This is a genomic window from Paenibacillus sp. FSL W8-0919 (assembly GCF_038003785.1).
Lineage (GTDB): Bacteria > Bacillota > Bacilli > Paenibacillales > Paenibacillaceae > Paenibacillus_AQ > Paenibacillus_AQ lactis.
This window is the reverse complement of sequence record NZ_JBBOPV010000001.1, coordinates 194,625-221,442: the sequence shown is the minus strand read 5'-3', so window position 1 is coordinate 221,442 and position 26,818 is coordinate 194,625. Positions and strand designations below refer to the sequence as shown.

General features: G+C 53.6%; 20 protein-coding genes. 18 read left to right on the top strand and 2 right to left on the bottom strand.

The annotated features are described in order from the left end of the window. Positions 1 to 9 precede the first annotated feature (9 nt). From NST44_RS00890 to NST44_RS00860, 7 genes are all read left to right on the top strand, one after another. Positions 10 to 930, top strand: coding sequence for an ABC transporter ATP-binding protein (locus NST44_RS00890; protein WP_340897371.1), 921 nt, complete (start codon positions 10 to 12; stop codon positions 928 to 930). Further along, positions 927 to 1,634 (top strand): ABC transporter permease, encoded by a 708-nt coding sequence (locus NST44_RS00885; protein WP_340897370.1) that lies wholly within the window; start codon positions 927 to 929, stop codon positions 1,632 to 1,634. Before NST44_RS00890 ends, NST44_RS00885 begins: the two co-directional genes overlap by 4 nt. 14 nt (positions 1,635 to 1,648) lie before the next feature. Beyond that, positions 1,649 to 2,383 carry an ABC transporter permease gene (locus tag NST44_RS00880; RefSeq protein ID WP_144869545.1) on the top strand — a complete coding sequence of 245 codons (735 nt, stop codon included), beginning with the start codon at positions 1,649 to 1,651 and terminating at the stop codon, positions 2,381 to 2,383. A gap of 628 nt (positions 2,384 to 3,011) precedes the next feature. Further along, the gene (locus NST44_RS00875) at positions 3,012 to 4,322 is read left to right on the top strand and encodes a sugar ABC transporter substrate-binding protein (protein WP_213617275.1); all 1,311 of its coding nucleotides are present in this window, start codon (positions 3,012 to 3,014) and stop codon (positions 4,320 to 4,322) included. Positions 4,323 to 4,422: 100 nt separating this feature from the next. Continuing rightward, a complete protein-coding gene (locus tag NST44_RS00870; RefSeq protein ID WP_007132716.1) occupies positions 4,423 to 5,736 on the top strand; it encodes a sugar ABC transporter permease in 1,314 nt (437 codons plus the stop codon). Continuing rightward, a complete protein-coding gene (locus NST44_RS00865; protein WP_007132715.1) occupies positions 5,736 to 6,578 on the top strand; it encodes a sugar ABC transporter permease in 843 nt (280 codons plus the stop codon). The genes NST44_RS00870 and NST44_RS00865 overlap by 1 nt, the downstream gene beginning before the upstream one ends. Before the next feature lie 285 nt (positions 6,579 to 6,863). Beyond that, positions 6,864 to 8,900: a methyl-accepting chemotaxis protein gene (locus tag NST44_RS00860; RefSeq protein WP_340897363.1), complete on the top strand. Its 2,037-nt coding sequence runs from the start codon at positions 6,864 to 6,866 to the stop codon at positions 8,898 to 8,900. A 722-nt stretch (positions 8,901 to 9,622) separates the two neighbouring features. Here the strand turns inward: NST44_RS00860 and NST44_RS00855 are convergent. Next, the gene (locus NST44_RS00855) at positions 9,623 to 11,764 is read right to left on the bottom strand and encodes an alpha-amylase family glycosyl hydrolase (protein WP_007132713.1); all 2,142 of its coding nucleotides are present in this window, start codon (positions 11,762 to 11,764) and stop codon (positions 9,623 to 9,625) included. A 436-nt stretch (positions 11,765 to 12,200) separates the two neighbouring features. Between NST44_RS00855 and NST44_RS00850 the strand changes: the two genes are divergently transcribed. From NST44_RS00850 to NST44_RS00840, 3 genes are all read left to right on the top strand, one after another. After that, entirely contained in the window at positions 12,201 to 13,367 is a 1,167-nt protein-coding gene (locus NST44_RS00850; RefSeq protein ID WP_340897361.1) for a serine hydrolase domain-containing protein, read from the top strand. A gap of 159 nt (positions 13,368 to 13,526) precedes the next feature. After that, positions 13,527 to 14,486: a GNAT family N-acetyltransferase gene (locus tag NST44_RS00845; protein ID WP_340897359.1), complete on the top strand. Its 960-nt coding sequence runs from the start codon at positions 13,527 to 13,529 to the stop codon at positions 14,484 to 14,486. Between the two features lie 29 nt (positions 14,487 to 14,515). Further along, positions 14,516 to 15,226: a PIG-L deacetylase family protein gene (locus tag NST44_RS00840; protein ID WP_340897357.1), complete on the top strand. Its 711-nt coding sequence runs from the start codon at positions 14,516 to 14,518 to the stop codon at positions 15,224 to 15,226. A 384-nt stretch (positions 15,227 to 15,610) separates the two neighbouring features. Here NST44_RS00840 and NST44_RS00835 read toward each other — a convergent pair whose 3' ends face one another. After that, complete coding sequence (locus tag NST44_RS00835) at positions 15,611 to 16,525, bottom strand: arginase family protein (protein WP_340897355.1); 915 nt, start codon at positions 16,523 to 16,525, stop codon at positions 15,611 to 15,613. 105 nt (positions 16,526 to 16,630) lie between these two features. Here NST44_RS00835 and NST44_RS00830 point away from each other — a divergent pair, with 105 nt between their 5' ends. The 8 genes from NST44_RS00830 to NST44_RS00795 all read left to right on the top strand — a co-directional run bounded on the left by NST44_RS00830 (position 16,631) and on the right by NST44_RS00795 (position 26,803). Next, complete coding sequence (locus NST44_RS00830) at positions 16,631 to 16,972, top strand: winged helix-turn-helix transcriptional regulator (RefSeq protein WP_007132708.1); 342 nt, start codon at positions 16,631 to 16,633, stop codon at positions 16,970 to 16,972. A 214-nt stretch (positions 16,973 to 17,186) separates the two neighbouring features. Then, positions 17,187 to 17,801, top strand: coding sequence for an alpha/beta hydrolase (locus NST44_RS00825; RefSeq protein ID WP_340897354.1), 615 nt, complete (start codon positions 17,187 to 17,189; stop codon positions 17,799 to 17,801). A 106-nt stretch (positions 17,802 to 17,907) separates the two neighbouring features. After that, on the top strand, positions 17,908 to 18,879 hold the full coding sequence (locus NST44_RS00820) for a carbohydrate ABC transporter permease (RefSeq protein WP_007132706.1): 972 nt from the start codon (positions 17,908 to 17,910) through the stop codon (positions 18,877 to 18,879). A gap of 16 nt (positions 18,880 to 18,895) precedes the next feature. Next, positions 18,896 to 19,735 carry a carbohydrate ABC transporter permease gene (locus NST44_RS00815; RefSeq protein WP_007132705.1) on the top strand — a complete coding sequence of 280 codons (840 nt, stop codon included), beginning with the start codon at positions 18,896 to 18,898 and terminating at the stop codon, positions 19,733 to 19,735. Positions 19,736 to 19,821: 86 nt separating this feature from the next. Next, positions 19,822 to 21,192 carry an ABC transporter substrate-binding protein gene (locus tag NST44_RS00810; protein ID WP_340897347.1) on the top strand — a complete coding sequence of 457 codons (1,371 nt, stop codon included), beginning with the start codon at positions 19,822 to 19,824 and terminating at the stop codon, positions 21,190 to 21,192. A 90-nt stretch (positions 21,193 to 21,282) separates the two neighbouring features. Then, positions 21,283 to 23,295: a sensor histidine kinase gene (locus NST44_RS00805; protein ID WP_340901398.1), complete on the top strand. Its 2,013-nt coding sequence runs from the start codon at positions 21,283 to 21,285 to the stop codon at positions 23,293 to 23,295. Then, the gene (locus NST44_RS00800) at positions 23,288 to 24,916 is read left to right on the top strand and encodes a response regulator transcription factor (RefSeq protein WP_340897345.1); all 1,629 of its coding nucleotides are present in this window, start codon (positions 23,288 to 23,290) and stop codon (positions 24,914 to 24,916) included. Before NST44_RS00805 ends, NST44_RS00800 begins: the two co-directional genes overlap by 8 nt. A gap of 63 nt (positions 24,917 to 24,979) precedes the next feature. Continuing rightward, positions 24,980 to 26,803 carry a heparinase II/III domain-containing protein gene (locus NST44_RS00795; protein ID WP_340897343.1) on the top strand — a complete coding sequence of 608 codons (1,824 nt, stop codon included), beginning with the start codon at positions 24,980 to 24,982 and terminating at the stop codon, positions 26,801 to 26,803. The last annotated feature ends 15 nt before the right edge of the window (positions 26,804 to 26,818 follow it).

The following is a 26,818-nucleotide window of genomic DNA, read 5'->3' as shown; positions in this document are numbered from 1 at the left end:
GAATAAGAGATGAACGAATATGCAATCGAGACGCATGAGCTGACCCGGCGATTCGGGCAGCGGGAGACGGTTAAGCAGATTAACTTGAAGGTCCCCAAGCGGGAGATCTATGGATTTTTGGGGCCTAATGGCGCAGGCAAGACAACAACGATTCGGATGCTCCTGGGACTGATCCGTTCATCGTCCGGCGAGATTCGTATCCTTGGCAAGGATCTGAAGAAGCACCGAATGGACATTTTGAAGGATGTCGGTTCTCTGGTAGAATCCCCGTCCTACTATGCTCATCTTTCAGGATATAAAAATTTGAAGATCATCGCGCTAATCCATGGGGTACCGGAATCCCGAATTCAGGAGGTTCTGGAATGGGTGAGGCTGAGCCAGGCGGCTCATCGGCCGGTCAAAAGTTATTCTCTTGGCATGAAGCAGCGGCTCGGAATCGCCATGGCGCTCATTACGAATCCCAAATTATTAATTCTGGACGAGCCGACGAACGGACTTGATCCATCGGGAATTCAGGAAATTCGGGAGCTCGTTACGAGACTTCCGCGTGATTTTGACATAACCGTGCTGCTCTCAAGTCATTTGTTGAGCGAAATCGAACAGGTTGCAACCTGGGTGGGCATTATTAACCAGGGGGAATTGATTTTTCAAGGACCGCTTCAGGAATTAACTGATCGCAGCAAGCCTTATGTATGGGTTGAGACGGATCGGCCGCTGGAAGCGGCGGCGGATCTAAACGATCGTGGTTGGGATGCGGTTCCGGAATTAGAAACAGGCCAGATTCGGACCTCTGTGATCCACAGGCCGCAATCAGCGGAAATGCTTCGCTTTCTAATTAACCGGCAATATGATGTCTACCGGGTAACGGAGAAGAAGAAAACCCTCGAGGAAATCTTCTTGGAATTAACCGGTCAGGAGAACAGCTTATGATACTGGAGCTGATGCGTGCAGAAGGATTAAAGCTGAAGCGTTTATGCCGGTGGATGCCTGTTATCCAGGGCATCATTCTGATCAGCATGACGGCACTGGAGTGGTATCTTTATTTTCGTCAAGGTCCCGGAGGGATCTATGCCGGATTTGCAGTAATGTACATGTTTTTGTCTTTCGTATTTTTGTTGGGGATTACGCTCCTTGCCAGCATTATGGCCGGTACTGAGCATGAAACCAAGGCATGGAAGCAGCTTCTCGCGATGCCTGTTCCCAAACCCTCTGTATACGTGGCAAAATTAGCATGGATCCTCATTTTGCAGTTATGTGCCGTAATCATTACGATCGTGGGGATGTGCGTGGTCTGGGTTCTGTACTCGAATGAACCGATACCTTGGGGAATTATGATATTGCAACCACTGTTCGCCTACTTATCGACATTGCCGATGATGGCGATCCAGCTCTGGCTGTCCACGGTGTTTTCCAACCAGGCATTACCGCTGGCTGTGGGGATATTCGGCTCCATTTCCAGCCTGTTTTTGGCGCGAAGCAATTCCTTTATAATTCAAGTCCTTCCCTGGTCGTATCCGGCACTATCCAGCCCGCTGATCCCTGGCCATATGCAGTGGATCGGAATCTCACTTGGAGTAGGAATCATGTTGTCGGTGCTGGGAGCTCTCCTGTTCGCCAGGAGAGAATTTGAATAGGGGGTTGCTGGATTATGAGAATGCTGATACGTGCCGAAGGAATGAAGCTTCAATGGAGTGTCATCCTTGCGCTCATCATATTGGATACGCTGATCAACTCAGCGATGGGAGCGATGCAGCTTCAGAGCCTAAGGGATTTTTTTCCCCCTAGCTGGACTACGCTCTATATCCACAGTGTCAATTTACACTCCATGTTTTTCTTTCCGCTGTATAGCGGGATTGTAGCCTCCTTGTTATGTTTATATGAGCATCGGGATGGGGGCTGGAAAATAACCATGAGTATGCCGATTCCCCGCAGCAGAATCTTTTATGCGAAATACATTGTGTTAATCGGGATTTTGGCGCTGGTACAGCTCGTTTTTTTGCTCGGTTATGTCGCAACAGGCTTTTTGGTCGATGCACCCGGCGAGATTCCGTGGAAGACATTGCTGTATTCGGTCATTGGGGGATGGATCGGAGTTTTTCCGCTCGCTGCATTACAGCTTATCGTTTCAATAAGAGTACGCAGTTTCGGTGCCTCTCTCGCCATGTCTCTGGGTTATGTCGTGCCGAATATCGTGCTGACGGGATTTCATTCCGCGATTGGGGCCTGGCTTCCGTTTACGATTCCCTACTATGTCATGATGCCGCAAGCAGCAATTTACGCGCCAAGAGTTGAGCCTTATAGCTTGTGGTCCATTGTATTGCTAACAGGTATCGTGTATCTGCTGTTCGGGAAGCGGTTTATTGAAAAAAGAGACTGGCTATGAATTAATCCCTAACCATTAGCGGGTATATAGGATAATAGCTGTAACCCTGGTGTTTCAACACCAGGGTTTGCTGTGTGCGCACTTTCCCTGTGGGGCACGGTACGTGTTCCGGTTTGCATTCATTAGGGGCTCAACGTAGCACAGTTGTTCGCAGTCACCTTTGACCAAAATATCAGATCGTGCTGGGTCAATGACTGATCAGAAACGCCATAGCCATGGGTTTATTCGGTTGATTATATCAGTCAGAGAGAAGACAGAACTCATTGTGCAAACGTTTGTTCAAGCAGCAGATGTTTTCCGGTTATTCTTGTCTGATTCCATGGGCAAAACGACGGGATTGCACAGGATGTTGCGCACTTATTTTTGCGATAACTTACGAAATCGGGTGAAAGGCAAAGATAATATATGATTATTACGGGAAATTGGGCGAAAACGATCTGTGCAAACGTTTTTGCAATCAATCCGAAATGTTGTATGATGTCTACAGTGGATGAAGCGCTTTCTCACCGGAATTTTTCCTTGGTTTCTCGCCAAACGTTACATAGAAAAAGAGAGGCTGAAAATTTTCTGAAATCGTTTGCGCAGATTTCCAACATTTCTGATCATTATTGAGAGGGGTAATCATGGAATGAAGATGAAGAAAATTCTGACGCTGGCTGCAACCTTCACGCTGGCATTCTCCATTACGGCATGCGGAGGAAACTCGGGTACTCCGGCTGCGGAAGCGCCTGCAGAGAACCCGCCTGCGACAGAGACGCCGGCTGAAAATACAGAAACCGTAGAACTGAAGCCTGAAGAAGGCGCGAAGCTGATCGTATGGGAGAGCCGTGACGAAAGAGCCTATACGGATGAGATTGCCAAGGAATTTACCGAGAAGTACGGCGTAGAAGTTACGATCGAAGAATTGTCCCCAACCGACCAAGTAACCAAGCTTGCGCAGGACGGACCATCCGGACTGGCTGCGGACATCGTATTGTTCCCGCACGACAACCTGGGTAAAGCCGTTACGACGAACCTGGTTCTGCCAAACGACGTATTCGAGGAAAAAACAAAGAGCAGCAACACGGAAGCAGCGATCCAAGGTGTCAGCTACGACGGCGTGCTGTACGGATACCCGCGTGCGGCTGAAACTTACCTGATGTACTATAACAAGGATCTGGTGAAGGAAGTTCCTACAACGATGGAAGAAGTCATCGAGTTCAGCAAAACCTTCACAGACAAGAACAAGAATAAATACGGCTTCATGTTTGAAACCGGTAACTTGTACTTTGCTTATCCATTCCTGGCATCCAACGGCGGTTACATCTTTGGAAGCGGTGGCACGGACGTCAATGACATCGGTCTGAACAACGAGGGTGCCGTAAAGAGTATGGAAGTATACGCTAGCCTGAAAGAAATCCTTCCGGTTAAATCCGGCGACATCACGCCTGATATCAAGCGCGGATTGTTCACTTCCGGCGATCTGGCAATGGATATCAACGGACCATGGGAGCTTGGCGGATATAAAGAAGCGCTCGGCGACAAGCTCGGCGTAGCTCCAATCCCGGCCATCGGCGGACAGCCTGCCGTATCGTTCTCCGGTATCAAAGCTTGGTATGTAAGCTCGTTCACGAAATATCCGCAAGCTGCAAGATTGTTCGCTGACTTTGCAACGACCAAAGAAGCTCAGCTGAAACTGAGCGCCCTGGTAGGCTCGGTTCCAACGAACATCGAAGCGCAAGAAGATGACCAAATCAAGAATGACGAGTACGTATCGGCATTCACGGAGCAGTTCAAGTCTTCCCAGCCAATGCCTTCCGTACCGGAAATGGCTAACGTATGGTCTCCTGTAGGCGCTGCCCTGTCTGAAATTTGGGATAACGATAAAGACATTAAAGAAACGCTTGATAAAGCCGTAAACCAAGTTAAAGACCTGAACAGCGGCGGAGGCGGCGAGTAAGGGACATACAGCTTCATAACACGAAAAAGATGAAGAAGTTCACCCGCCGATGGTCGGCGGGTGATTCCTCGATTATACGGTAGAGGAGATTGGAGGGAGCATGCGTCAACATCGTACGATAGCGGCTGTACTGTCAGCTATATGCATGGGTCTGGGTCAGCTTTACAATCGTCAATGGATTAAAGGCATTCTTTTGCTTATCGTAGGCGTATTCAGCTTGTATTACTTTATCAATAACCTCGGAGACGCAATCTGGGGCATGGCAACGCTGGGGGACCAGGGAAGCCATTTAGCGAAGGTTAACGGATTAACCCAAATGGTAGCAGGCGACCACTCCATCAATCTGTTGATTGAAGGTCTAATTACAGTCATGATGCTGGCCGTATTCCTTGTTGGATACTATGCCAATATCAAGAACGCATATAACGCTGGAAAACAAAGGGACATGGGGATCGCACCCAATAACTTTAAACAAACCCTTAACTATATTTTTGAAATCAAATTTGCGCAGTCGTTTCTGACCTTGCCGGCTATCGGTATCATGTTCTTTACGATCATGCCGATCATATTCATGATTTTGCTGGCATTCACGAACTATTCCGCACCGAACAATCTGCCGCCTGCCAATCTGGTAGACTGGGTAGGCTTTAAAACCTTTACGAATCTCGTTGCCTTAAAAACGTGGAGCCACACCTTCTTCGGAGTACTGACCTGGACGATCATTTGGGCGGTGCTTGCCACGGTGACCACGTATTTCGGCGGGGTGCTGGTAGCGCTGCTTATTCAGCAAAAAGGCATTCGCTTCAAAGGCCTGTGGCGCGTCATCCTGATCATTCCGTATGCGATTCCGCAGCTGATCTCCTTGCTCGTGATGCGCAACATGTTCAACGGCCAATTCGGACCGATTAACCAGTATTTAAGATATTTCGGTATGGACGGCCTTCCATGGCTGACCGATCCGTTCTGGGCGAAGGTAACCGTCATCATCGTTAACATGTGGGTCGGCATTCCGGTATCCATGCTGCTGGTTATGAGCGTGCTGACAACGATTCCGAAGGACCTGTACGAGGCGGCTGACGTTGACGGGGCATCCGGCTTCCAGAAATTCAAAATTATCACGCTGCCGATGATTCTGTTCTCGACGGCACCGGTGCTCATTACGCAGTTCGCCGGTAATATCAACAACTTCAACCTGATTTTCCTCCTCACCAACGGGAACCCGGTGGTGGGCGACTATCAATATGCGGGAGCAACGGACCTCTTGGTAACCTGGCTCTACAAGCTGACACTGGATCAGCAGCGATATAATATGGCGTCGGCGATCGGGATCATTATCTTCCTGATTATCGCGACCTTCTCGATTTACAACTATCGCCGAACCAGATCATTTAAAGAGGAGGATATGATCCAATAATGGGAATTAAAATGAGAAACGCGATCCGGTTAACGGCTAGCTACATTTTGCTGGTTATTATCGCGATCTGCTGTATTTACCCGGCGCTCTGGATTGTTCTGTCCTCTTTCCGTCCCGGAAAGTCGCTCTACAGCAAGTCCCTGATTCCTGAAAGATTTACGCTGGATCACTACAAAGAGCTGTTCACGTCCCAGAGCTTCCTGTTCGAAACCTGGTACATGAATACGCTCAAAATCGCACTCTTCTCGATGGTGATCGGTACGATCCTCGTACTGCTTACGAGTTATGCGGTTTCCCGTTTCCGGTTCAAAGGCCGTAAGAACGCGCTGTCCACGATTCTCGTGCTGGGCATGTTCCCGGGCTTCATGAGTATGATTGCAATCTACATCCTGCTCAACTCCTTGAACCTGCTGAATACGCATGCGGCGATGATTATCGTGTATGCGGCCGGGGCGCCGCTGGGAGGAACGCTTATCATGAAAGGCTTCCTCGATACGATTCCGCGTAGCTTGGATGAGGCGGCCAAAATCGACGGTGCGACCAACTTCCAGATTTTCCGCAAAATCATTCTGCCGCTGTCGAAGCCGATGATTACGTACATGAGCTTGACGCTATTCGTCGGACCATGGGTAGACTTCATCTTTGCTCGTCTCGTACTGCGGACGAAAGAGAACTGGACGCTGGCTGTCGGTCTATGGGACCTGGTCAACTCCACCCAGGACAGTAACTTTACGCTGTTCGCGGCGGCTTCGGTTCTGATTGCATTGCCGATTACGATCCTGTTTATCTTCCTGCAGCGATTGCTGGTTGACGGCATGACGGCAGGCGCGAGCAAAGGTTAAGCTGGATCCAAAGCTAAAGAGCCAGATGATAAGCGTTACATCCATTCACGCTTTAGATAGAGAGAAGCAAACTTTAGAGGGATCACAGCGAAGAGACACAGCCGGTTAACGCTTGCTGTGTCTCTTTTTTATTTCTGGGATGCTGCAAAAATCGATTCCGTCGCTTCCGGCTGTATTCGATGGGCGAGCAAAATCGACGCTCCATATATTACAGAATGGGAGTTGCTCTTTGGATTTTTGCAAAATTCTCATTTGCATGAATTTGGGTGCAGGGGGTACATAACGATGAATGTTAAAACGCGCTTTCAATTTAAAGCGGTTGGCATGAAGCTGTTCGTCATTTTTTTTACAACCGTCGTTGCGCTGTCCGCAGGGCTTGGTCTGCTGTCGTATTCCATAGCAAAGGATACGGTCATGGATCAGGTGTCCGAGGCGACGTCGGGACAAATGGTGCAGGCGGCGGACAAGCTTGATTTCCTGTTGGCCCAATATGAAGGGGTATCCCGGCAATGGGCGCTGGATACGGTGCTTCGCCAAGATCTGGTTACGGTCAGCACGCCGGACGTCGGCATCCGGGCCAAAACCGAGGCGGAGAATCGGATTCGGGAGAAGCTGAACGGCTTCGCTTCGTCGGACAGCCGGCTTGTCGGCATGCGATTGATTTCGCCGGCTATGACCGTGCAGAGCTCTTATAATTCCACGGGGATTTCCGGCTTATCGTCGGCCGATACGGTAAAAACCAAGATTGACCGCATCCTTCAAGCGGACGGCGAACCCGTCTGGTTCCCGGCGGAGGCGAAAGGGTTCATGGGAAATGAGAAGCTGGCCTCCATGACGATGGGGCGGCTTCTCAAAAATCTCCAACAGCCTCATGCCCAGTACGTGCTGCTGATAGATATTAAGGAGCAGGCGATCGGCGAGGTCCTGTCCAACCTGAGGATCGGGGAACATGGGCGGATGCGAATGGTCGCGGCGGATAACCGAATCGTGTATGACGCGGATCTAACGCAGCTCATGCAGCATTCAACCATAACGGTTCCCCAAGAGGCGCAAGCAAGCGGGACTTATTATACCGACGATGCGCAGATGGTCGTGTACACGCCGTTAAAAACGGCTCCTTGGTATATGGTGGGATTCGCGCCGGTCAGCGATTTCGTAAAGGCTACGGACAAGCTGCTCAGCATCACGCTTGGGGTCATCGCAGCAGCGATCGTCATTGCGGTGCTGATTGGCTATTATATGATGCGTACGGTCGGACGTCCTCTAAATCAGCTGTGCAGTCTAATGGAGGAAGGAGAGAAGGGGAACCTAATGGTTCGCACCGACTTTCAGCGGGCCGATGAGATCGGCCGCCTGGGCGACGGCTTCAACCGCATGATGGGGCAAATCTCGGCTCTCGTCGAACAGACCCATGTCTCCGCGCGTGAAGTGCTGGCGACAGCCGGGGAGCTGGCCGAGGCGTCCAGAGGAACCTCGATCACCGCCGGCGAAATTGCCGCAGCGATGGAGCAAATTGCTCAGGGCAGCGGACACCTCGCTGCGGAGGCGGAGCGTGAAAATCAGCTGGCCGAGCATATTGGCATGCAGATGAACAAGGTGTCGGAATCGAATCGGATCATCAAGTCGGCGGCTGACCGCGTCCTTGATGTAACGGGGGACGGTGCTCTCCATATGGATAGCCTCGTGGGACAGTCGGAGAGAATCCACCAGGTAAATCGGAGCATTGTGCACAATGCGGAGAAACTCCAGACCAATACCGCATCCATTCATAAAATATTGGAGCTGATGTCGGACATCACGCATCAGACCAATATCCTGTCCATCAATGCAACGATCGAGGCGGCCCGGGCCGGCGCCGCGGGCAGCGGATTCATGGTCGTTGCCAATGAAGTTCGAAGCTTGGCGGACCGGTCGAAGGAATCCATTCAGACGGTCGGCAAGATGATCCTGGAAATCCAGGCAGAGGTCCAGCGCTCAGTGGATGCGCTAAGGTCCGCATCGCCTCTGTTTGACGAGCAGCTGCACTCCGTGCAGCAAGCGCAAGAGGTATTCGCTAATGTGCGCCGGGAGATGGATGTGCTGCTTGCGGAGATTGCTGGCTCCGCCTCGGCCGTGGAGCAGCTGATGGATTCTCAGCATACGCTGACCGGTTCCATTACAGAGGCGAGTGCTATCGTGCAAGAGACGAGCGCGGCTACCGAAGAGGTCGCCTCGATGTCATCGGAGCAGTTTAAGGTGAGCGAGAAGCTGGTCGCCCTGTCCGGAAGGCTGGAGGAGCTGTCCGAGCGGCTGCGTCAGTCGTTGGTGCAATTCAAAACGTGAGTCTTGCACACGGTTGAAGTTTCGCTCTGCGAGCAGACGACTCTGGGTGTGTAAAGTGCTTCCTTTGGGGGATCTTGCGCACGAAAAGGCGTTCCGAGTACATATCGTTCCTCCCATCGCTGTTGTCCCCGATATTCTTGAAATATAACTCGCAAGGGTGGAATATCGGAGACAAAGGCGACCGCTCCGCTTTTCCGGAATCGATTTGTCCTCTCCACTACATCGTGCGCTTGGCCAGGTACAGGGAAGCACTTATGTCTGCAGCAAGGTTCCGTCTGCTTCTGTTGAAGCTGGACTTCACCGGCTCAAGCTGGGGAGGGATAATAGACAAGCTCCGCGATATCATCCTGCGGAGCTTGTTTTCGTGTGCAGTTCCCTAAGAAGTCCAGCGGAGCTTGTTTTGGTGTACGTTCCGAGTACACATCGTTCCTCCCATCGCTGTTGTCCCCGATATTCTTGAAATATAACTCGCAAGGGTGGAATATCGGAGACAAAGGCGACCGCTCCGCTTTTCCGGAATCGATTTGACCTCTCCACTACATCGTGCGCTTGGCCAGGTACAGGGAAGCACTTATGTCTGCAGCAGGGTTCCGTCTGCTTCTGTCGAAGCTGGACTTCACCGGCTCAAGGCTGCTCAAAGTAGAAACAAGCTAAAAGCAAAGCGGCTCCGGAAAATCTCCAGAGCCGCTTGCTGTTGCTTTATTTTGTATAAATTCAATCCCTTACGGCTGCCAATTCACATTAATGGTTGCCGTGCCGCTGGTTGGTGCGGTAAAGGTATGGTTGCTTCCGCCTTCCCAAGTGACGGTGGAGCCTGATTTTTTCAGGAACTTGAATTCAATGGTCTTTCCTGCCGGTACGCTAACATCGTAGTACCAGTTCGGGTACTGGTAAACGACCTGATTGTACATCGGGCCGATCGCTTTGGCCGGATCCCAGTTGCCCAGCTCGCTGACATTGCCTGTCAGGAACACATTTTGCCCCAGGGAGGTTGTCGCATTGTTAACGACAAAGCGGACGCTAACCTGATCGCCGGACAGCACTTCGAAATTGTCGTAGACATTGCTCGACACTCCGGCGGCGTTCGCGATTTTAATATTGTAGATGCCGCCTGCAACCGCAGGGATTTTTACTTGAATCTGCGTATCTTCCCAGGACGTGATGTTCGCGCCGGTTACCGGCGTCGTCCCGAAGTAGACGGTGCCTTTGCTGGTACCGAAGCCGCGTCCGTCGATGGTGATCAATGCGCCCGGCTTGGCCATCATCGGACCGACATGCCCGATGGTTGGGGTCGTCGTGGCCGTTGTATATTGCCATACGGCTGTGCCGCCGGCGGCGAGCGTGAAGTTCGAAGCGGCTCCGCCGGAGCCCACGGTTAAGGTGTTGCCGTTCAGAAGGCCGCCCAGCACATCGGTGTAGCTGCCCTGCGGCAGAGAAGTGACCAGGCCGGAGATGGAAGCCGGCGTGCTCAGATTGCGGTTGATGGCAATGACCGCAACATTATTACCGAATTTGCGCTCATAAATCAGCACGTCATTGTTAATCCAGCGCTCCTGCGTCGATCCGTAGGCGATCGCCGGATTGGATTTGCGCAGCGGAGCAAGCTTTTGGATCACCTGATAGGCGGTGGTTGTCGTAGAGAAGGAAGGGATCCGTGCCCGGTTGTCCGGGTCGTTCCCGCCTGACATATACTGCTCGGTGCCGTAATAGATGGCAGGAACGCCGCGGGAGGTCAGGGTAAATGCCAGCGCCTGCTCCAGCTTCCGGCGGTTTGCATTGCTGCTGTGGAACCGCTCCATGTCATGGTTATCGATGAACGTCACTTGATCATCCACCTGGGCATAATCGGCTGCGGAGCCCTCCAGCATCGATTTCAAGCCGTACATATTGTCGGTGTTATCCCGGAACACCTGGCGAACCTTTTGAGCAAACCGGAAATCGAGCAGGCTCATGCCGGATTCGTTGGCGAACTTGTGATTTTCCGGGCTGACTTCGTTGACGCCGAGGAACCACTCGCCGAAGGTGAAGACCGGCTTGTAGTTGTTGACGGTGGCCATAAAGCTCTTCTGCCAGCCGAACGGCATATGCTTGACTGCATCCATGCGGATGCCGTCGATGCCGAGATCCAGCCACATTTTGATGGCATCCTTCAAATAGACGTCTACGGTGCTGTTGTTATGGTTCAGGTCGGCGAGATCGTAAAGATTTTTGTAAATCCCGTTCTCGGTCGTGGAAAAATCGGTGCCGCCGTTATGGTGGAACAGATTTTGGGTATCGTTCGTGTATCCCCCAAGCAGCGTGCCGTTATTGTACAGCTTCCCGTTCTCCGCGAAGGATGGCTGATCGGAAGAGGCCGGAGACGTATGGTTCGGGGCGAAGTCGATAATCACTTTAATGTTCTTGGCATGTGCAGCGGCAATCAGGTTTTTGAAATCAGCTATCGTGCCGTATGCCGGATTCGTCTTCTTGAAGTCCCGCGCCCAGTAGCCATGATAGGCCGTATTGTTGACGCCGGAATAATTGATGACGCTGTAAATATTCTCAACCGGTTGGGAAATCCAGATGGCCGTAACGCCCATTCCGGTCAGGTAACCGTCATTGATTTTGTTGATGATCCCCTGCCAGTCGCCTCCGCAGTACAATCGGAGATTCGTGCAGGTCCCGTCAAACGCCGCGCCGGTCGGATTGTTCGCTGGATTGCCGTCCGAGAACCGGTCCGTAAAAATTTGATAGATGACGTCGGTGCTAAAGTTCTGCTTATTGGATACCGAGGTATCCGGCGCTGCATGGGCAGGGGTAAACATTCCCAGCGTCAGGGATAACGCGAGGGACAGCGCGGCTGTCATTTTCATCAATTTCTTCATACTCTACCTCCTATGTAATCGTTAGAAGTGGTAAGGCTTGTCCGCAGTTAATTGCATCACCTCCTTATGAAATCCGGCGACAAAAAACCCCGGCTTCTCGAATTGAGATACCGGGGTTGTTCCATACCGGGTGTACGGTTAAGGAATGCATGGCCCTTATTTTGTGCGAGCGTTATATTCACCCATATTTTAATGAAAGCGAATTCAACTGTCAATATATAACAAACCCTTCTGATGAAAAAAATATCATTTTTATGAAAATCGATGATTGCCACGAAATAAAATTTTATATTGTATATATTTTCTTGATACAAAATTTCACAAGTCATATAATGGATTTGTAAAGCGTTTACAATGGTGAGAGTGCGGGCTGAATTTACAAAGGTCGGGAGCATTGGTCAAAAAAGAGCATATGACGGAAAGGAGTGGTTGCGTTGTGAATCGAAACGAGGGCGCGGAGCGTTTGGGGCTGGACATGAACGGTCTTCAGGCCGCTTGCGCGGCCGTGAACCGGGCCATTGATGCAGGGATTATGCCCGGCGCTGTACTGGGCGTGCTGCATCGCGGAGAGACGTGGTTTTATGCGGCTGGCTTTGCCGATCCGGATCCGAAGCAAGGCGAGCCAGTAACTGTCCACAAGGACACGCTATATGACTGCGCCTCCATCACGAAGGTTGCGGTCACGCTTCCGCTGATTCTCCAGCTGGTGGATGAGGGAAGGATTACGCTTAGCACGAAAGCGGCTGATATTGTTCCGGCATTCGGAGCCTCCGGTAAGATGGCGATTACGGTAGGCGAGCTGCTGACGCATACCTCGGGCCTTGCGGCGGATATGAATCTTCATTCCCACGGCTGGAGCCGGGAGCAGATGTGGGACGCGGTGCTGACTTCCCCGCTCTCAAGCGAACCAGGCAAGAGCGTTGTATACAGTGATTTGGGATACCTGACGCTCGGACGCATCGCCGAGGAGCTGCTGCAGATGCCGCTGGACCAGGCGGTAAGACAGCGGGTATTTGAACCGCTCGGCATGCTTGATTCCACCTTAACGCCATCCCTGGAGCAGCTCGGCCGGTACGCGGCGACCGAGTATGACGAGGAATTCCAGGGCCATTTATGCGGTGTGGTGCATGATGAGAAGGCGAGAGCGCTGGGCGGCGTATGCGGTCATGCCGGACTATTCGCGACGGCGGGGGATTTGCTGCGATATGTCCATATGTGGCTGCTTGAGGGGGCGGTTCCTGCACCAAGTGGCCAGACTGATGAAGGTGCAGCTGTCGCAGGAGCAGCACCAGCGACGCGCATCCTGTCCCCTGCTGCGGCGCGAACGGCAATCAAGCCGCATACGGCAGCGATTCCGGGTGCGAACCGCGGACTTGGCTGGGTCCTCAAGGGCGACCGCATGGATGCCTCCGGTGATTGGATGAGCGAACGCGCCTATGGCCATACCGGCTTCACCGGTACAAGCCTGTGGATCGACCCCGCGTATGATCTTGCCGTCGTGCTGCTGACCAACCGGGTGTACGGCGGACGGAGCAGCAGCGTCAAAGAGCTGCGGGTCCAAGTGCATAACGCCATCACCGGCGCAGTTCGCGATCCGAATTAGCCTCGTATGCTGGCTCAACGAATACACCAAGCGGCATTGTGCTTAGGTCGGCATTCGTCAGGGGCAGTCAGTTACTGAATCATTATGCTGTGCTGCAAATACTTGCTTATTGGGCAATGAAGTGTTCATAAGATGATACCTAAGGGATGGAGGCGGTGCATGGTGAGCGGCATCATTTATCGGTCATACCGGCCTGGAGACGAGGAAGGGATTATAGCGCTGTGGAATGCCTGCTTAACGGGAGATCCGGTTACCCGGCTGCGGTTCCGCAATTTGGTCCTGCTCGATCCGAATTTTGATCCGGAGGGGCTGCGGGTCGCTGAGGAGGAGGGAACCATTACCGGTGCGCTGTATGCCGTGCGGAGAAGGCTGCCGATGATCGGCACGGAGCTAGAACCCGCACACGGATGGATCACGTTCTTCGGAACCGCGCCTTCGTCGCGCAGGCAGGGCATTGCGAAGCGGCTGCTGGAGGAGGCGGAAGCGTTTCTTCGCAGTCATGGGCGCAGCAAGGTGTTCTTCTCCTCGTACGCGCCGAATTATATCGTTCCGGGGATCGACGGTGAAAGCTACCCCGAGGGACTCGCCTTCCTGCAGGCGGCGGGGTTCACAAGAAACTACACGGCGGCTGCAATGAACCGCACGCTCATCGATTTCCGCGTACCGCCGGACGTAGCGGAGCTGAAGCGGCAGCGCGAGAGCGAGGGCTTTACGTTTGGAGCGGCTTCCGACAGCGATCTGGTGGAGCTCATTTCTTTTGCCACGGATGTATTTAATCCCGATTGGGGCCGGGCGATCCGCGAGGGACTGCTTCAGTGCTTGAAGATGGATCAGATTCTGATTGTGAGGGACCGGGGGAAGCTGGTCGGTTTTTGCCTCCATGGCGGGTACGAAGGGGTTGCCGAGCGGTTCGGCCCGTTTGGCGTCGATCCTTCCATGCAAGGCAAGGGGCTTGGAAAAATTCTGCTGTACGACTGCCTCGCCCTGATGCGAGCGCAGGGACTCCACGGCGCCTGGTTTCTGTGGACCGGCGAGCAAAGCCCGGCAGGGCATCTGTACCGGAGAGCGGGCTTTCAGATCACACGCCGGTTTGACATTATGAGCAAGTCATTGCATTAGATCGTACGCTAACGATAAGGGGAGGACTTATGATGACGGACGCGAAGCAGCACCACATTCTGGCGATCGGCGGTCATGCGGGGGATATGGATCTGACGGCAGGCGCAGTAATCGCTAAATATACGCAGGCGGGGCATAAAGCAACATTTTTGCATCTGACACCGGGAGAAAAGGGGCACCCCCGCATGACGCCCGAAGATTACGCGAAGCAGAAGATTGAAGAGGCGCACCAATTCGCCGATATCGTCGGGGCCGACGTCCGGTTTCTTGCCTACAAGGACGCAGAGCTTCCGCTTAATGAAGAGGTCAAGTACCAGGTTGCCGATGTCATCCGGGAAGTGAAGCCGGATATCATCATTACCCATTGGAAAGGGAGCATTCATAAAGATCACTCCAATACGCATTACATTGTGGAGGACGCCCGCTTTTACGCCGGTCTGAAGACGATCGAGCGCGAGCTGCCGTCCCATTATGCGCAGCATTTGTACTACGCCGACAACTGGGAGGACCCGTATGATTTTCATCCCGAGGTGTTTATCGATATTCCGGATGAAGCCTACGAGACATGGGTCAAGGCCATGAATGTATATGCCTATGCGCGCGGAGAAACATACGGCTTCCCGTTCATTGAATATTACAAGGCGCTGACCATCGTCCGCGGGGCCCCGATGAACTTTAAGCGGGCGCAGGCATTTGCCGTTCCGCAGGGAGCTTTAACAAAACGATTGCAATTTTTCTAAATGAGGATGATGCAAAAATCCAAAGAGCAACTTCGATCAGCGATATATTGAGCGAAACGGTTTAATTCGTCTATATATCGTACCCGGGAGCGGCTGGAATCAAATTTTGCATAATCCTGAAAAAATATGCTATTCCATCCATCGATCTGGAAGATTAACTAATAAAATCGTAAAAAAATTGTGAGAAATGACAAATTACTCGCTGACATAGTTCTTATCTTCTGGTATAATGGTCTCTGTTACGGGGGAACACGTACGGAATCATATAGAGAATACAACAAGGGAGGCCTTCCATTTCGGAAGGCCTCTTTTCCTTTTTAAGTCGGCAGGGTGCCGTTCAGGGACTGGAAGCCCGTATGGATCCGTAATGGAGCATGTGCTTGTTCACTTGTTTAAAATAGGTAGTTCTCCAAGCAAATTTTTCAAATATATGGCGTCCCACGGCATATGCTCCGTTATACCTAGTCCTACGACATCCGTTTCCTCAGAAAGCTCTTTCAATAGTTTAAGCAGTTGAGGCAGTTGCATGGTTCCGGCAGGAGACAGATCAAAGGGATCTTCAGGATTTGCGAATAATAGAGAACGAAATGCTTTTGGATCAAGCACGTCTAGATCAAGATGAATCGCCAGGTGCTTAATGCCGTGTTCTTTGATCCATTTTTTGATCGGTTCCGTACTGTTCGCTAACTCTTCAGAACTGGCAGTTCGAATACCTAATCTTTGGATGACCTCTGTATCTGCTTCTGCAGTAGTTATTCCCAGTCTTTGAAATGCCTCTGAAATCACTTCCGCTTCTTGCTCTGTAGGCGCCGCTAATCCGGCGATAAAGACATGATCAGGCTTTAGCGGGACTTTTACATGTTGTGCGAAATCCTTATCTCCTTCTCCCAAAAGATTTCCTAGCGGCAGCGCATGTCCGTTATCGTACCCGACGTAATTAACCAAATCAGAGTGAGCATCGATCCAAATTAAACCTAATTCGCCGCCATATCGTTCGTTTAAATAGGCAAACGGGGCTTGTTCCACTAAACAGTCGCCGCCAAACATGACAATGCGATCCGGTTTATGAGCATCAATGAGATGCTGTGCGGATTTTAATTGTTCGAGCAGCTGGGTTCTTCCATGCATGCCGTTCTCCTTCTCAAGCGGAGTTCCATCATATGCTTGAACAGGCACATGAATAAGGGGCTGGTCATTGTCGGGAGCCAGCCAGGCAAGCAGCTCTGCTCCAAAAGAGTAGTTAGGGTTATTGCCTCCTTGCCATTGCGGCATTAACAGACGAATGGTTTTTTGAGTCATGTTTTTATCTCCTTTACTTCAAAGTAAGGCAAGTATAAAATGAGCACAAATAAAAATGTAGTACGCACAAATTTGATAGGTACTACCTGAAAGGATAGTGTGAAGATGAGCATGGCTGAATATAAGGGCAAGGTGAAGCATATTCAAGACACGCCATTTGGCTACACCTTGTCGGTGATTGGCGGCAAATGGAAAATGGTTATTATTTACCTTTTGGCAGAAAACCAACCGGTCCGGTTCAATGATCTGAAAAGGCAAATAGGAGCGATTACTTATAAAACATTGAGCTCCCAGCTAAAGGAACTGGAAGCGGACGGTTTGGTGAACCGGAAGGAGTATCCTCAGGTCCCCCCTAAAGTCGAGTACAGTCTTACTGCTAAGGCGGAAACGCTATTACCGGTATTGGAAGGATTATGCGAGTGGGGAGAGAAGAATCGCAGCCATTGAATCAAGGAGGCCTGTGAAGCCTCAAGAGAACGATAATCAGCGTACGGTACCGGATGCAATAGGAGCCTGACCTTCCTCGAGTCCATTTCGCACTTGAAATTCATGAAATCCATGGTATGATGTAATTAAAGAATCTTAAATTAAAGATAATTTGTAAATGCTTTATGGGTATTCTATGAAAATAAGCTGAATGGACCGAAAGGAGATTTGTCATATGGAGCATCAACATATTTATCGGAAGGGCACGTCCGCCGAGGCGCCGACCCTGCTGCTGCTGCACGGTACCGGGGGAAACGAGGAGGATTTGCTGCCGCTGGCCGAGATGGTGTCGCCGGCGTCGAACGTGCTGGGCGTTCGCGGGAATGTGCTGGAGAACGGGATGCCGAGATTTTTCCGGCGTCTGGCCGAAGGCGTTTTTGACGTGGAGGATCTCGTAAAACGGACCCAGGAGCTGCATGCGTTTCTGGACTGGGCAGCGGAGGAGTATGGTTTCGACCGCAGCCGGATCGTGGCCATCGGTTATTCCAATGGCGCGAATATCGCGGCCAGCCTGCTCTTCCATCGGGAGGATGCGTTGCAAGGGGCGATTCTCCATCACCCGATGGTTCCTCTTCGCGATAAGACGCTGCCGGATTTGAGCGGCGTGCCGGTGTTCATTGCGGCAGGACGGCGCGATCCGATCTGTCCTCCGCAGGAGACGGAGGATCTGAATGAGCTCCTGAGCGGAGCGGGCGCCGACGTGAAGCTGCACTGGGAGAACGGCGGCCATCAGCTGAGCCGGTCCGAGGTCGGCATGGCGTCCTCATGGTTTAAAGAGAAGTTCCTGTAAGGGGAGCAAAGGTAAAAATTAAAGGGAATCTGATCAAAATACCGTCAATGCGTTGACGGTATTTTTTTTATACTGAAACCATCCGAAACAATCGAGGTGGTCAGACATGGCACGCACAATGAAAAGCTCGCCTCCTCCCGGCCTGCACGAGGCCGGCAACAACAGGGCCGGCACCAACAGGCGCAGGGGCTTCGGAAGGAGTCTCCGGCGGGGAGAGCAGCTATGGGGAATGGTTTTTATCAGTCCGATGCTGATCGGCGTCATGATTCTGGTCCTGTTCCCGATTATCGCAACGCTGGTGCTCGGCTTTGCCGATTGGAATTTCGTGCAGGGCTGGGACGGCATCCGGTGGGTCGGACTGCAGAATTTCCGCAGTCTGCTCGAGGATGATATCTTCTTAAAGTCCATCCGAAACAACATGATCTTTCTGCTGACGGTCCCGATCTACATGATCATCTCCATGGCGCTTGCGATCCTGATCGACCGGCATGTGTACATGAAGGGATACTTCAAGGTCGCTTACTTCATGCCGTACATTTCGAACATCGTCGCGGTTGCGGTCGTGTGGCAGGTGCTGTTCCAGCCTTCCTACGGTCCGATTAACGAGGTGCTGCGAAGTATCGGCATCGCGAGCCCGCCCAAATGGATCGCCGATCCGAACTATGCGCTCGTCTCGATCATGATGATCTCGGTGTGGATCTCGATCGGGTTCAATCTGATTATCTACATTGCCGGCCTGCAATCCATACCGAAGGACCTGTACGAGGCCGCCGAGATTGACGGGGCGAATGGATGGACCAAATTCAGGCGGATTACGCTGCCGCTGTTGTCGCCGACATCCTTTTTCCTGCTGGTAACGGGAATCATCTCGACCTTCAAGGTGTTCGACATTATCGCTGTCATGACCCAGGGCGGGCCGATCGGATCGACGACGATGATGGTCTGGTATTTGTACGACACGGCGTTTGTGAATTTGAAGGTTGGGTATGCATCGTCCATTGCGGCCGTGCTGTTCGGCTTCGTCATGCTGATCACGCTCGGGCAGTGGGCGGCCCAGAAGAAATGGGTCAACTACTAGAGAGGAGGATGAAACCATGCACACGCTACTTCGGGCCGACTGGCGCAAGGCGTTCGTGACGGCGGTCATGTTCGCGGTCAGCATCCTGTTCCTGCTCCCTTTTGTCTGGATGCTCATCACTTCCTTCAAGGTGGAAAAGGACGTCTTCGTTTACCCGATCCAATGGATCCCGAGGGAATGGAACGCCATTGAAAATTACAAGGAGGTGTGGTTCGGCGATTACCCGTTCTACCTCTACTACTGGAATTCGATCAAGGTCAGCCTGCTGACCACCGCGATTTCGGCGCTGGTGTCGGCGCTGGCGGCCTACGGCTTCTCGAAAATCCAGTTCGCCGCAGGAAAGTGGCTGTTTCTGATCGTACTTTTCACCTATATGATTCCGGGTCAGGCGATCCTCATTCCGCAGTTTATTTTGTACCGCAATATCGGTCTGTTCGATAACCATTTCGGCCTGATCGTGCTCGGCAGCTTCAGCGTGCTGGGAACGTTTATGCTGCGGCAATTTTTCATGGGCGTGCACCAGGAGTTTATCGAATCCGCGAAAATCGACGGAGGCAGCCATCCGCGCATTTTCTGGTCGATCGCGCTGCCGCTGGTCAAGCCAGCCGTTGCAACCTACGCCATCCTCCGGTTCATCTGGACATGGAACGACTATCAGAATCCGCTGATTTTCCTGCGCACCGACGGGCTGTTCACCATTCCGCTGGCCATGCAGAAATTCACGTCATTAAGCGGCGAATTCTATTCCTTGATCATGGCCGCTGCGGTCTCGGCGATTTTTCCGCTGCTCATCGTGTTCATCATCGGGCAGAAGAGCGTCATTGAAGGAATTGCTTTAGGAGGCGTCAAGGGCTAAGGCCGAATCGGCCGGCCTGCAATAGATCAACAGCTACGACCCATCATCACGGGATCCAATCGAAAACATGGGGAGGTTGCAATCGAATGTTGAATAAGAAATGGCAAGCCGGCTTGCTGGTCGGCACGCTGCTGCTCGGGCTGCTGTCCGGGTGCGGCGGCGCGAAGGAGCAAACGGCGCAGGGAGAGAGCGGGCAAGAGGGCAACAAGATCAATCTCAGACTGTATACGTACGGCACGGAGGAAGCTTACAATTGGAAGGAGACGCTGGCGGCATATGAGGCGAAGACGCCCGGCGTGACGATCGAGCTCGTCCAGCTCAGCGAGAAGGGGGACACCCAGGAGGCGTTCAAGAAGCTGGATCTCGAAGCGGCATCGTCGGCGCAGATGGACATCCTCATGTTCAGCGACCCGGCCGGTTATGCCCAGCGGGTGGCGCTTGGCATGGCGGAGCCGCTGGATGAATATATCGCCAAGGACGGCTTCAGCGTGGAGGAGGACTACAAGGTCGACACCCGGCTGGACGGAAAAGTGTATGCGCTTCCCGGCAAATTCAATCCGTGGTACGTGCTGCTGAACAAGGACCATCTTAAGGAGGCGGGGCTTGCCGTTCCGACCGACTGGACCTGGGACGACTATGCGGATTACGCGAAAAAGCTGACCCAAGGCGAGGGCTCGGCCAAGCGTTACGGAACATATTTTCACGGGCCGCAGGGCGGCGGGTGGCTGGAGTTTCTGAAGCTCAAAATGGCGAACCAGCCGCAGGACACCGACTTTTTGAAAGCCGACGGCACCTCCAATCTGGATAACCCGACCTTCCGTGAGACGCTGGAGCTTCGGGTGCGCATGGAGAAGGAGGATCAATCCTCCGTGCCGTACACGGACATGATTTCGCAGAAGCTGAATTACCGGACCCAATTCTTCAATCAATCGGCGAGCATGATCACGATCGGCAGCTGGATGAACACGGAGATCGGAGGAACCGATAAAGTGCCCCTTGAGTTCGAGGTCGCCGTCGCCCCGTTCCCGAAAAACAAGGAGGGCGATCCGACCGGACTTACGCCGGTAACGACCGACTACGTAGCTGTTGCCGCCAAGTCCAAGCATAAGGAGGAGGCTTACAAGTTCGTCCGCTGGTACACGACCGAAGGTCAGGTTGTCCAAGGCAAGAACATTCCGGCATGGCAGGGCGTCAAGAGCGAGCAGGTCGAGAAAATCATCGACACCATTCTCGCCGGAACGAAAAGTCCGGAGAAGGTCGACAAGAAATCGCTCATCGATACCCTGGTTGCTTCCAAGGCTTCCGCCATCGTTCCGCCGGCTCCGTATCAAGCCGAGGTCTATGAGGCGATTAACGAGGAGTACGAGAAGCTCATTCTCGGAAATCAGGATATCGATCAGACGATCCGCAATTCCCAAGAACGTGTGAACAAAATTATCGAATCCAACCAAAAATGATCTGATATAATGACAGAAAAAACCAAAGGGGCGAAATCTTCGTCCCTTCTTGGCATCAACAGAAAGTTTGAGGATCTCGGGGTGAAGGACATGTTGACCCGGCTGAAGAGGTGGGTGCCGAGCTCCATCCGCCATAAGCTGATCTGGGCGTCGGTCGCTTGCATCGCGGTGCCGGCACTCGTCAGCTTAATACTCTACAATGCGATGACGAAGGAGGCTTTGAAGGAGCAGGCCGTACAGAATGCGAATGACGCGCTCCAGCTGATCCGCGGCTCGGTGACGAATCTGCTCTCAAGTAAGCTCAATATCGCCAATTACATTCAGGTGAATTCCACGTTGAACTCGTATTTCAAACAGGTCGCCTCCGGCAATGAGGAGGCCGATCCATACGATCGGTTCGTGGAATCCCGCCGTGTGCTGGAGCATATCGAAAGCTTGACGGTCGTAGGCGAGCCCAGCTATGTCACGGTGCTGCTGACCAGCGGCGCCTATTACATGAACTATTCCGTAAGCGATTACAATCCGCTTGATTATATGGACCAGCCCTGGTTCGACCGGATCCACCGGCTTCAGGGGCTGGAGTCGCTCTGGGTTGGACCCGAGGAGACGGTATTTCGCTCCGACCGGATGGATCATCCGTATCAGCTGTCCGTGGTTCGAACGCTCCGGCTTCCGGATTCGGATATCTACGGGTATGTCATCGTAAGCTTTACGGAGGATCAAATCAGCCGGATCTTCGACTCCCTGTCCGAAGGGAGCGACGTGCTGATGCTGGATGGCAGCGGCATGGTGGTATCCTCCCATCATCCTGAACGTATCGGTACGAAGTTCCCGTACGTGGAGGAATGGAGCGGATCGGCTCCTTACGCGATCATGCCGATGGACGGCGAGAAGCATTTAATGGTGGAGCAGGATATCCCCTTTGCCGGGTGGCGGCTGGTGCTGATGCAGCCTTATAAGGATGCGATCGTTAATATCAATGCGATCTTTAGCCGCGCGTTTCTGCTTCAAATGGTCTCCTTTCTGGTTTTTCTCATGCTGCTGATCGGACTTGTACGTACGTTTACGAAACCGCTGGTCCGGCTCGGCAAGGCGGCGGCTGCCGTTCAGCGGGGAAACCTGGAGGTGCGCTCGCATGTTCGGGGCAACGACGAAATCGGGCGTCTGGGGCATCTGTTTGACGATATGCTGAGCCGCATCCAGACCATGATTTTCGAAATATCCGACAATCAATCGAGAAAACGAAAGGCTGAGCTGAAAATGCTGCAGGCGCAGATTCATCCGCATTTTTTGTTCAATGTTCTGAATTCGATCCGGATGAAGGTCATGAAGCGAGGGGACCCGGAAAGCGCCAGAATGATCGGCTCGCTGTCGATGCTGCTCCGGATGACGATCAGCCGGCAGGAGGATGAGATCGCCCTCCACGAAGAGCTTGAGCTGATCTCTCATTATCTGGCGCTCATGAATCTGCGACAGAAGGAGGAGGTCAGGCTGGAGCTTGACATCGCTTCGGAGGCTCTGCTGCTGAAGGTGCCCCGCTTCTTCCTGCAGCCGATCGTGGAGAATGCGCTCATCCACGGGCTGAACCGGCGGGCAGGGGTCATCTCGATCACGGCTGTGGTGGAGCCGGGGGGCATCATCCTGCGCGTGAAGGATGACGGTGCCGGCATGGACCCTTCGGTGCGGGAGCGGATCGCCCGCAGCTTGCGCCTCGGCGCGGGCGACGCCATTGCTGATGCGGAAGATGCCGCACGGGGCGGGCCGAGTCCGGTCGTCCCTGAAGGCTTCCAAGGGCAAGGGCAGACAGGGACGGGAGATCGTACGGTGACTGCGAGTTCTTCCGGCGCTGCCGGTGGCGATATGGCCGGTTCAGGTTCGGATAGGGGTTCGGATGCGGGTTCGGATTCGGATTCTCAAGCGCTTCGCACATCGTCTCCCATGGATGCGCCGGGGAGCGGCTTTTCCGGCATCGGCCTGTCCAACGTCATGGAACGAATGCGGATGGTGTTTGGTTCCGGGTTTCAATGCGCTGTTTACAGCGAAGAGGGTCAAGGGACGGTGATCGAAATGTATATACCGGAAAGAGGGAATGCCGATGTATAACGTGATGCTGGTCGATGATGATTATCCGGTGATCGAGCTGCTGTCGGAGACGATATCGTGGGAGGAAATGGGCCTCCGGCTGATGGGAAGCTACGACAACGGATTAAGCGCCTGGGAGTTTGCCAAGACGCAGCCGCCGGACATTCTGATCACGGATATCGGCATGCCAAGGATGAACGGATTGGAGCTGTCGGAACGGATTCGCGAGGTGAAGCCGGATGTGCGCATCGCCATTCTGTCCTGCCACAGCGAATTCCATTATGCGCAGCAAGCGATGCGGCTAAGCATCCAGGATTATCTGCTGAAGGAGACGCTGGACCCGAGCGAGCTCGCCCGGCTGCTTGTGCGGTTCAAGCAGGGAATGGATGAGGAAGCCGAGCAGGGCTGGGAGAAGAGCCGGATGCGGCATCTGGCTTCCGAAGCTCAGGAGCTGCGGCGGGAGCAGCGCATGAAGGATTTCGTGCAACAGCCGCTTCTGTCCCCGGAAAAATGGCGGCATGAGCTGTCGGAATTCGGCGTGCTCCGGGGGAATGATCACTGCCTTCCCGTGATCGGCTATCTGGAGGAGCTGCGGCAGATCAAGCAGCGCTTCGCTTCGGAGCAGACCCCCCACTTCGCCCTTGGCAATGTGCTGCGCGAGGTGCTGGGGAGTCTGAAGCCGGAGGCCGTGCATATCCGGTATGACGCAAGATGCTCGCTGCTGCTGTTCTCCTACCGCCCCGGTCTCCGGCATAACGTTTACGATGAGGTCGGAGCCTGTCTAAGACAAGTGCAGTCCACGCTCTTCCGGATCCTGAAGATCCGCATGTCCTTCATCATCGGGACCGGCTGCGACAGCCCTCAGTCGCTGAAGCTTGGCCTCGGGGAGCTGCTGGGCAGCGAGCATCAGCGGTTTTATATGGAGCCCGGGACGATCGAGAAAATCAAGCCGAAGCAAGGCGGCGCCAAAGTGGGCAGCGCCTCCGGCCTGTACGACTGCTATGAACAGGCCAGCCGGGAACTGCTGGAGATGCTGCTTGGCAAAGCCGGGCCGAGCGATGAGGACCCGGCGGACCGGTGGATCTCGCGCATCCGCGAAGCCGAGTACGCTCCCGAAGCCGTCAAGGACTGGCTCCTTAAGCTCATGCTTGATCTCAAGCTGAAGCTGAGGCTCCATCTGCTGCCATCCATGCCGCAGACCTATGCGGCCGATACGCTGCATAAAGAGATGATGGACATGGATGCTTTGAGCGAGCTGCATGTCTGGCTGAAGGCGTATCTCGCATCGACGGCCCGCGAGGCCGGCAGAGGAGGAAGCCGAAGAACCGAGGTCGCCGAGGCATGCAGGTACGTGTCCCTTCGGCTGGACCAGCGGATCTCGCTTGATGAGGTTGCGGGCTTCCTGCACCTGAATCCAAGCTATTTCAGCCGGATGTTCCGGAAGGAGACGGGAATCACATTTATTGAGTATGTCACCCGAATGAAGATGGAGCGCGCGAAGGAGCAGCTGCTGCGCACCGACCATACCGTCGGGGAAATATGCGAGAGCCTCGGCTATGATAATGTAAGCCATTTCGCGAAGACGTTTAAGTCCCATGCCGGGGTAACCCCGGTGGAGTATCGGAGCCGCTTGAGCGTTTGATTGTTTTGAGCATTTTGAGCGTTTGATGAAGGCTGGACGAAAATTGGAGGGGGAACGGTACACATGGAGAAGAATCGGGAGCTTGGCTCTATCGTTCGCGGGATGGCCCCGGCGGATCTGCGGCTCTATTACCCGGGCGGAGATCAGCGACGCTTCTGGCAAGGCGTCCTGAGCCATCCGGCATACCGGAGCGCGCTCCGGGAGATCGAAGAGGAAGGCGTGCGCTTGTTGCAGGATTCGATCCCCCAGCTGACCTATGGGCTGTTCGCGTTGTATGAACGGCAGGGGACGAGGCTCGAGTATGAGCGGGTTTACTTCGAACGCAGACGGAGAATGAACACGTTCGCGCTTCTGTCGCTTCTTCACCCGGAGCGGGAGGATTATTTGACGTCTCTGCACGACATCCTGTGGGCAATATGCGACGAATATACGTGGTGCCTGCCCGCGCATGTGGATGCCTCGTCTGCGGAGAAAATCCGGGGGACCATCGATTTGTTCAGCGCCGAGACCGGGTTCGCCTTGAGTGAAATCCGTCTGCTGCTCGGAGATATGCTGCCGCCGCTGCTTCATTCAAGGATAGCTGACGAAGTGAACGAGCGGCTGTTCAAGCCCTTTCTGGATCACATGCACGGCTGGGAGACGGCGACCCACAATTGGTCCGCCGTGTGTGCGGGCTCTGTCGGCTCGGCCGCGCTATTGCTCGTGCAGGATTCGGAGCGGCTAACCCAAATCCTGAAGCGTACAGAAGCGAGCATGGCTTGCTATCTTCAGGGCTTCGGTGCGGATGGCGCTTGTCTGGAGGGTCTCGGCTACTGGAATTACGGCTTCGGTTATTTCGTTTATTATGCCGATCTGCTGCGCAAACGCAGCCGGGGAGCGATCGACTGGCTCCGGGAGGAAAAGGTTTCGAAAATCGCTTTGTTTCAGCAAAAATGCTTCCTTGGCGGCGGGGCGGTCGCAAACTTCTCCGATTCCCAGCCGCGTGCTGCCGTCCAGACCGGCTTGTCCCACTACTTAGCGGGAATCTATGAGGCGTTCGAATCTCCGCCCCTCTCCCTTTCGGCGGGGTATCGGGAGGATCATTGCAGCCGCTGGGCACCTGCCCTGCGGAACCTCATCTGGCTGGATCCCGGGAGAACGGGAAAGGAGTGGGGGGCGGCCGACTATTATTTGGAAGACGCCCAGTGGCTCATTTCCCGGGTCGCGTCCGGTCATGAGCGATACGGGTTCGCGGCCAAGGGAGGACGAAATGACGAGCCTCACAATCATAACGACCTCGGGCACTTTATCCTGTACGGTGCGGGGGAAGTATGGTGCTCGGATCTGGGATGCGGGGAATATACGGCCGACTACTTCGGCGAAGGGCGGTACGGCTATGATTGCAACGGTTCCCAGGGGCATTCCGTGCCGGTGATCAACGGCCGGGGGCAGAGCGAGGGGCCGGACAGCGAGGCGATCGTGCTCGAAGCGTCACTGGAAACGGAAGAGGATCGGCTGCGGCTCGATTTGACGAAGGCATATCGCGAACCCGAGCTGCTTGGACTTATACGGACGATGGTATGGAACAAAAGGAGGCTACAGCCCGAGCTGACCGTCATCGACGAGTATCGCTTCAACCGGCCGCCGGACAGCCTGCTTGAGCGGATCGTTACCCGGGTGAAGCCGGACATCCGGCTCGTGGACGGGGAACATGCGGTCGTTCTGGGGGGCAGTAAAGGGAAAAGCGGATTGGTCATCCGATATGACGATGGTCGGCTGACGGCCGCCGTTCAGGCACGTACGTACCGTGATCATTACGGCAAGGAAGCGTTGTGGTATGCGGTTGATTTTGAGGTGAAGCAGCCCGAAACGGTCATGGCGCTGGCGTTCGAGTTTCGATTCATTTAAGTCAAAATAGGCGAA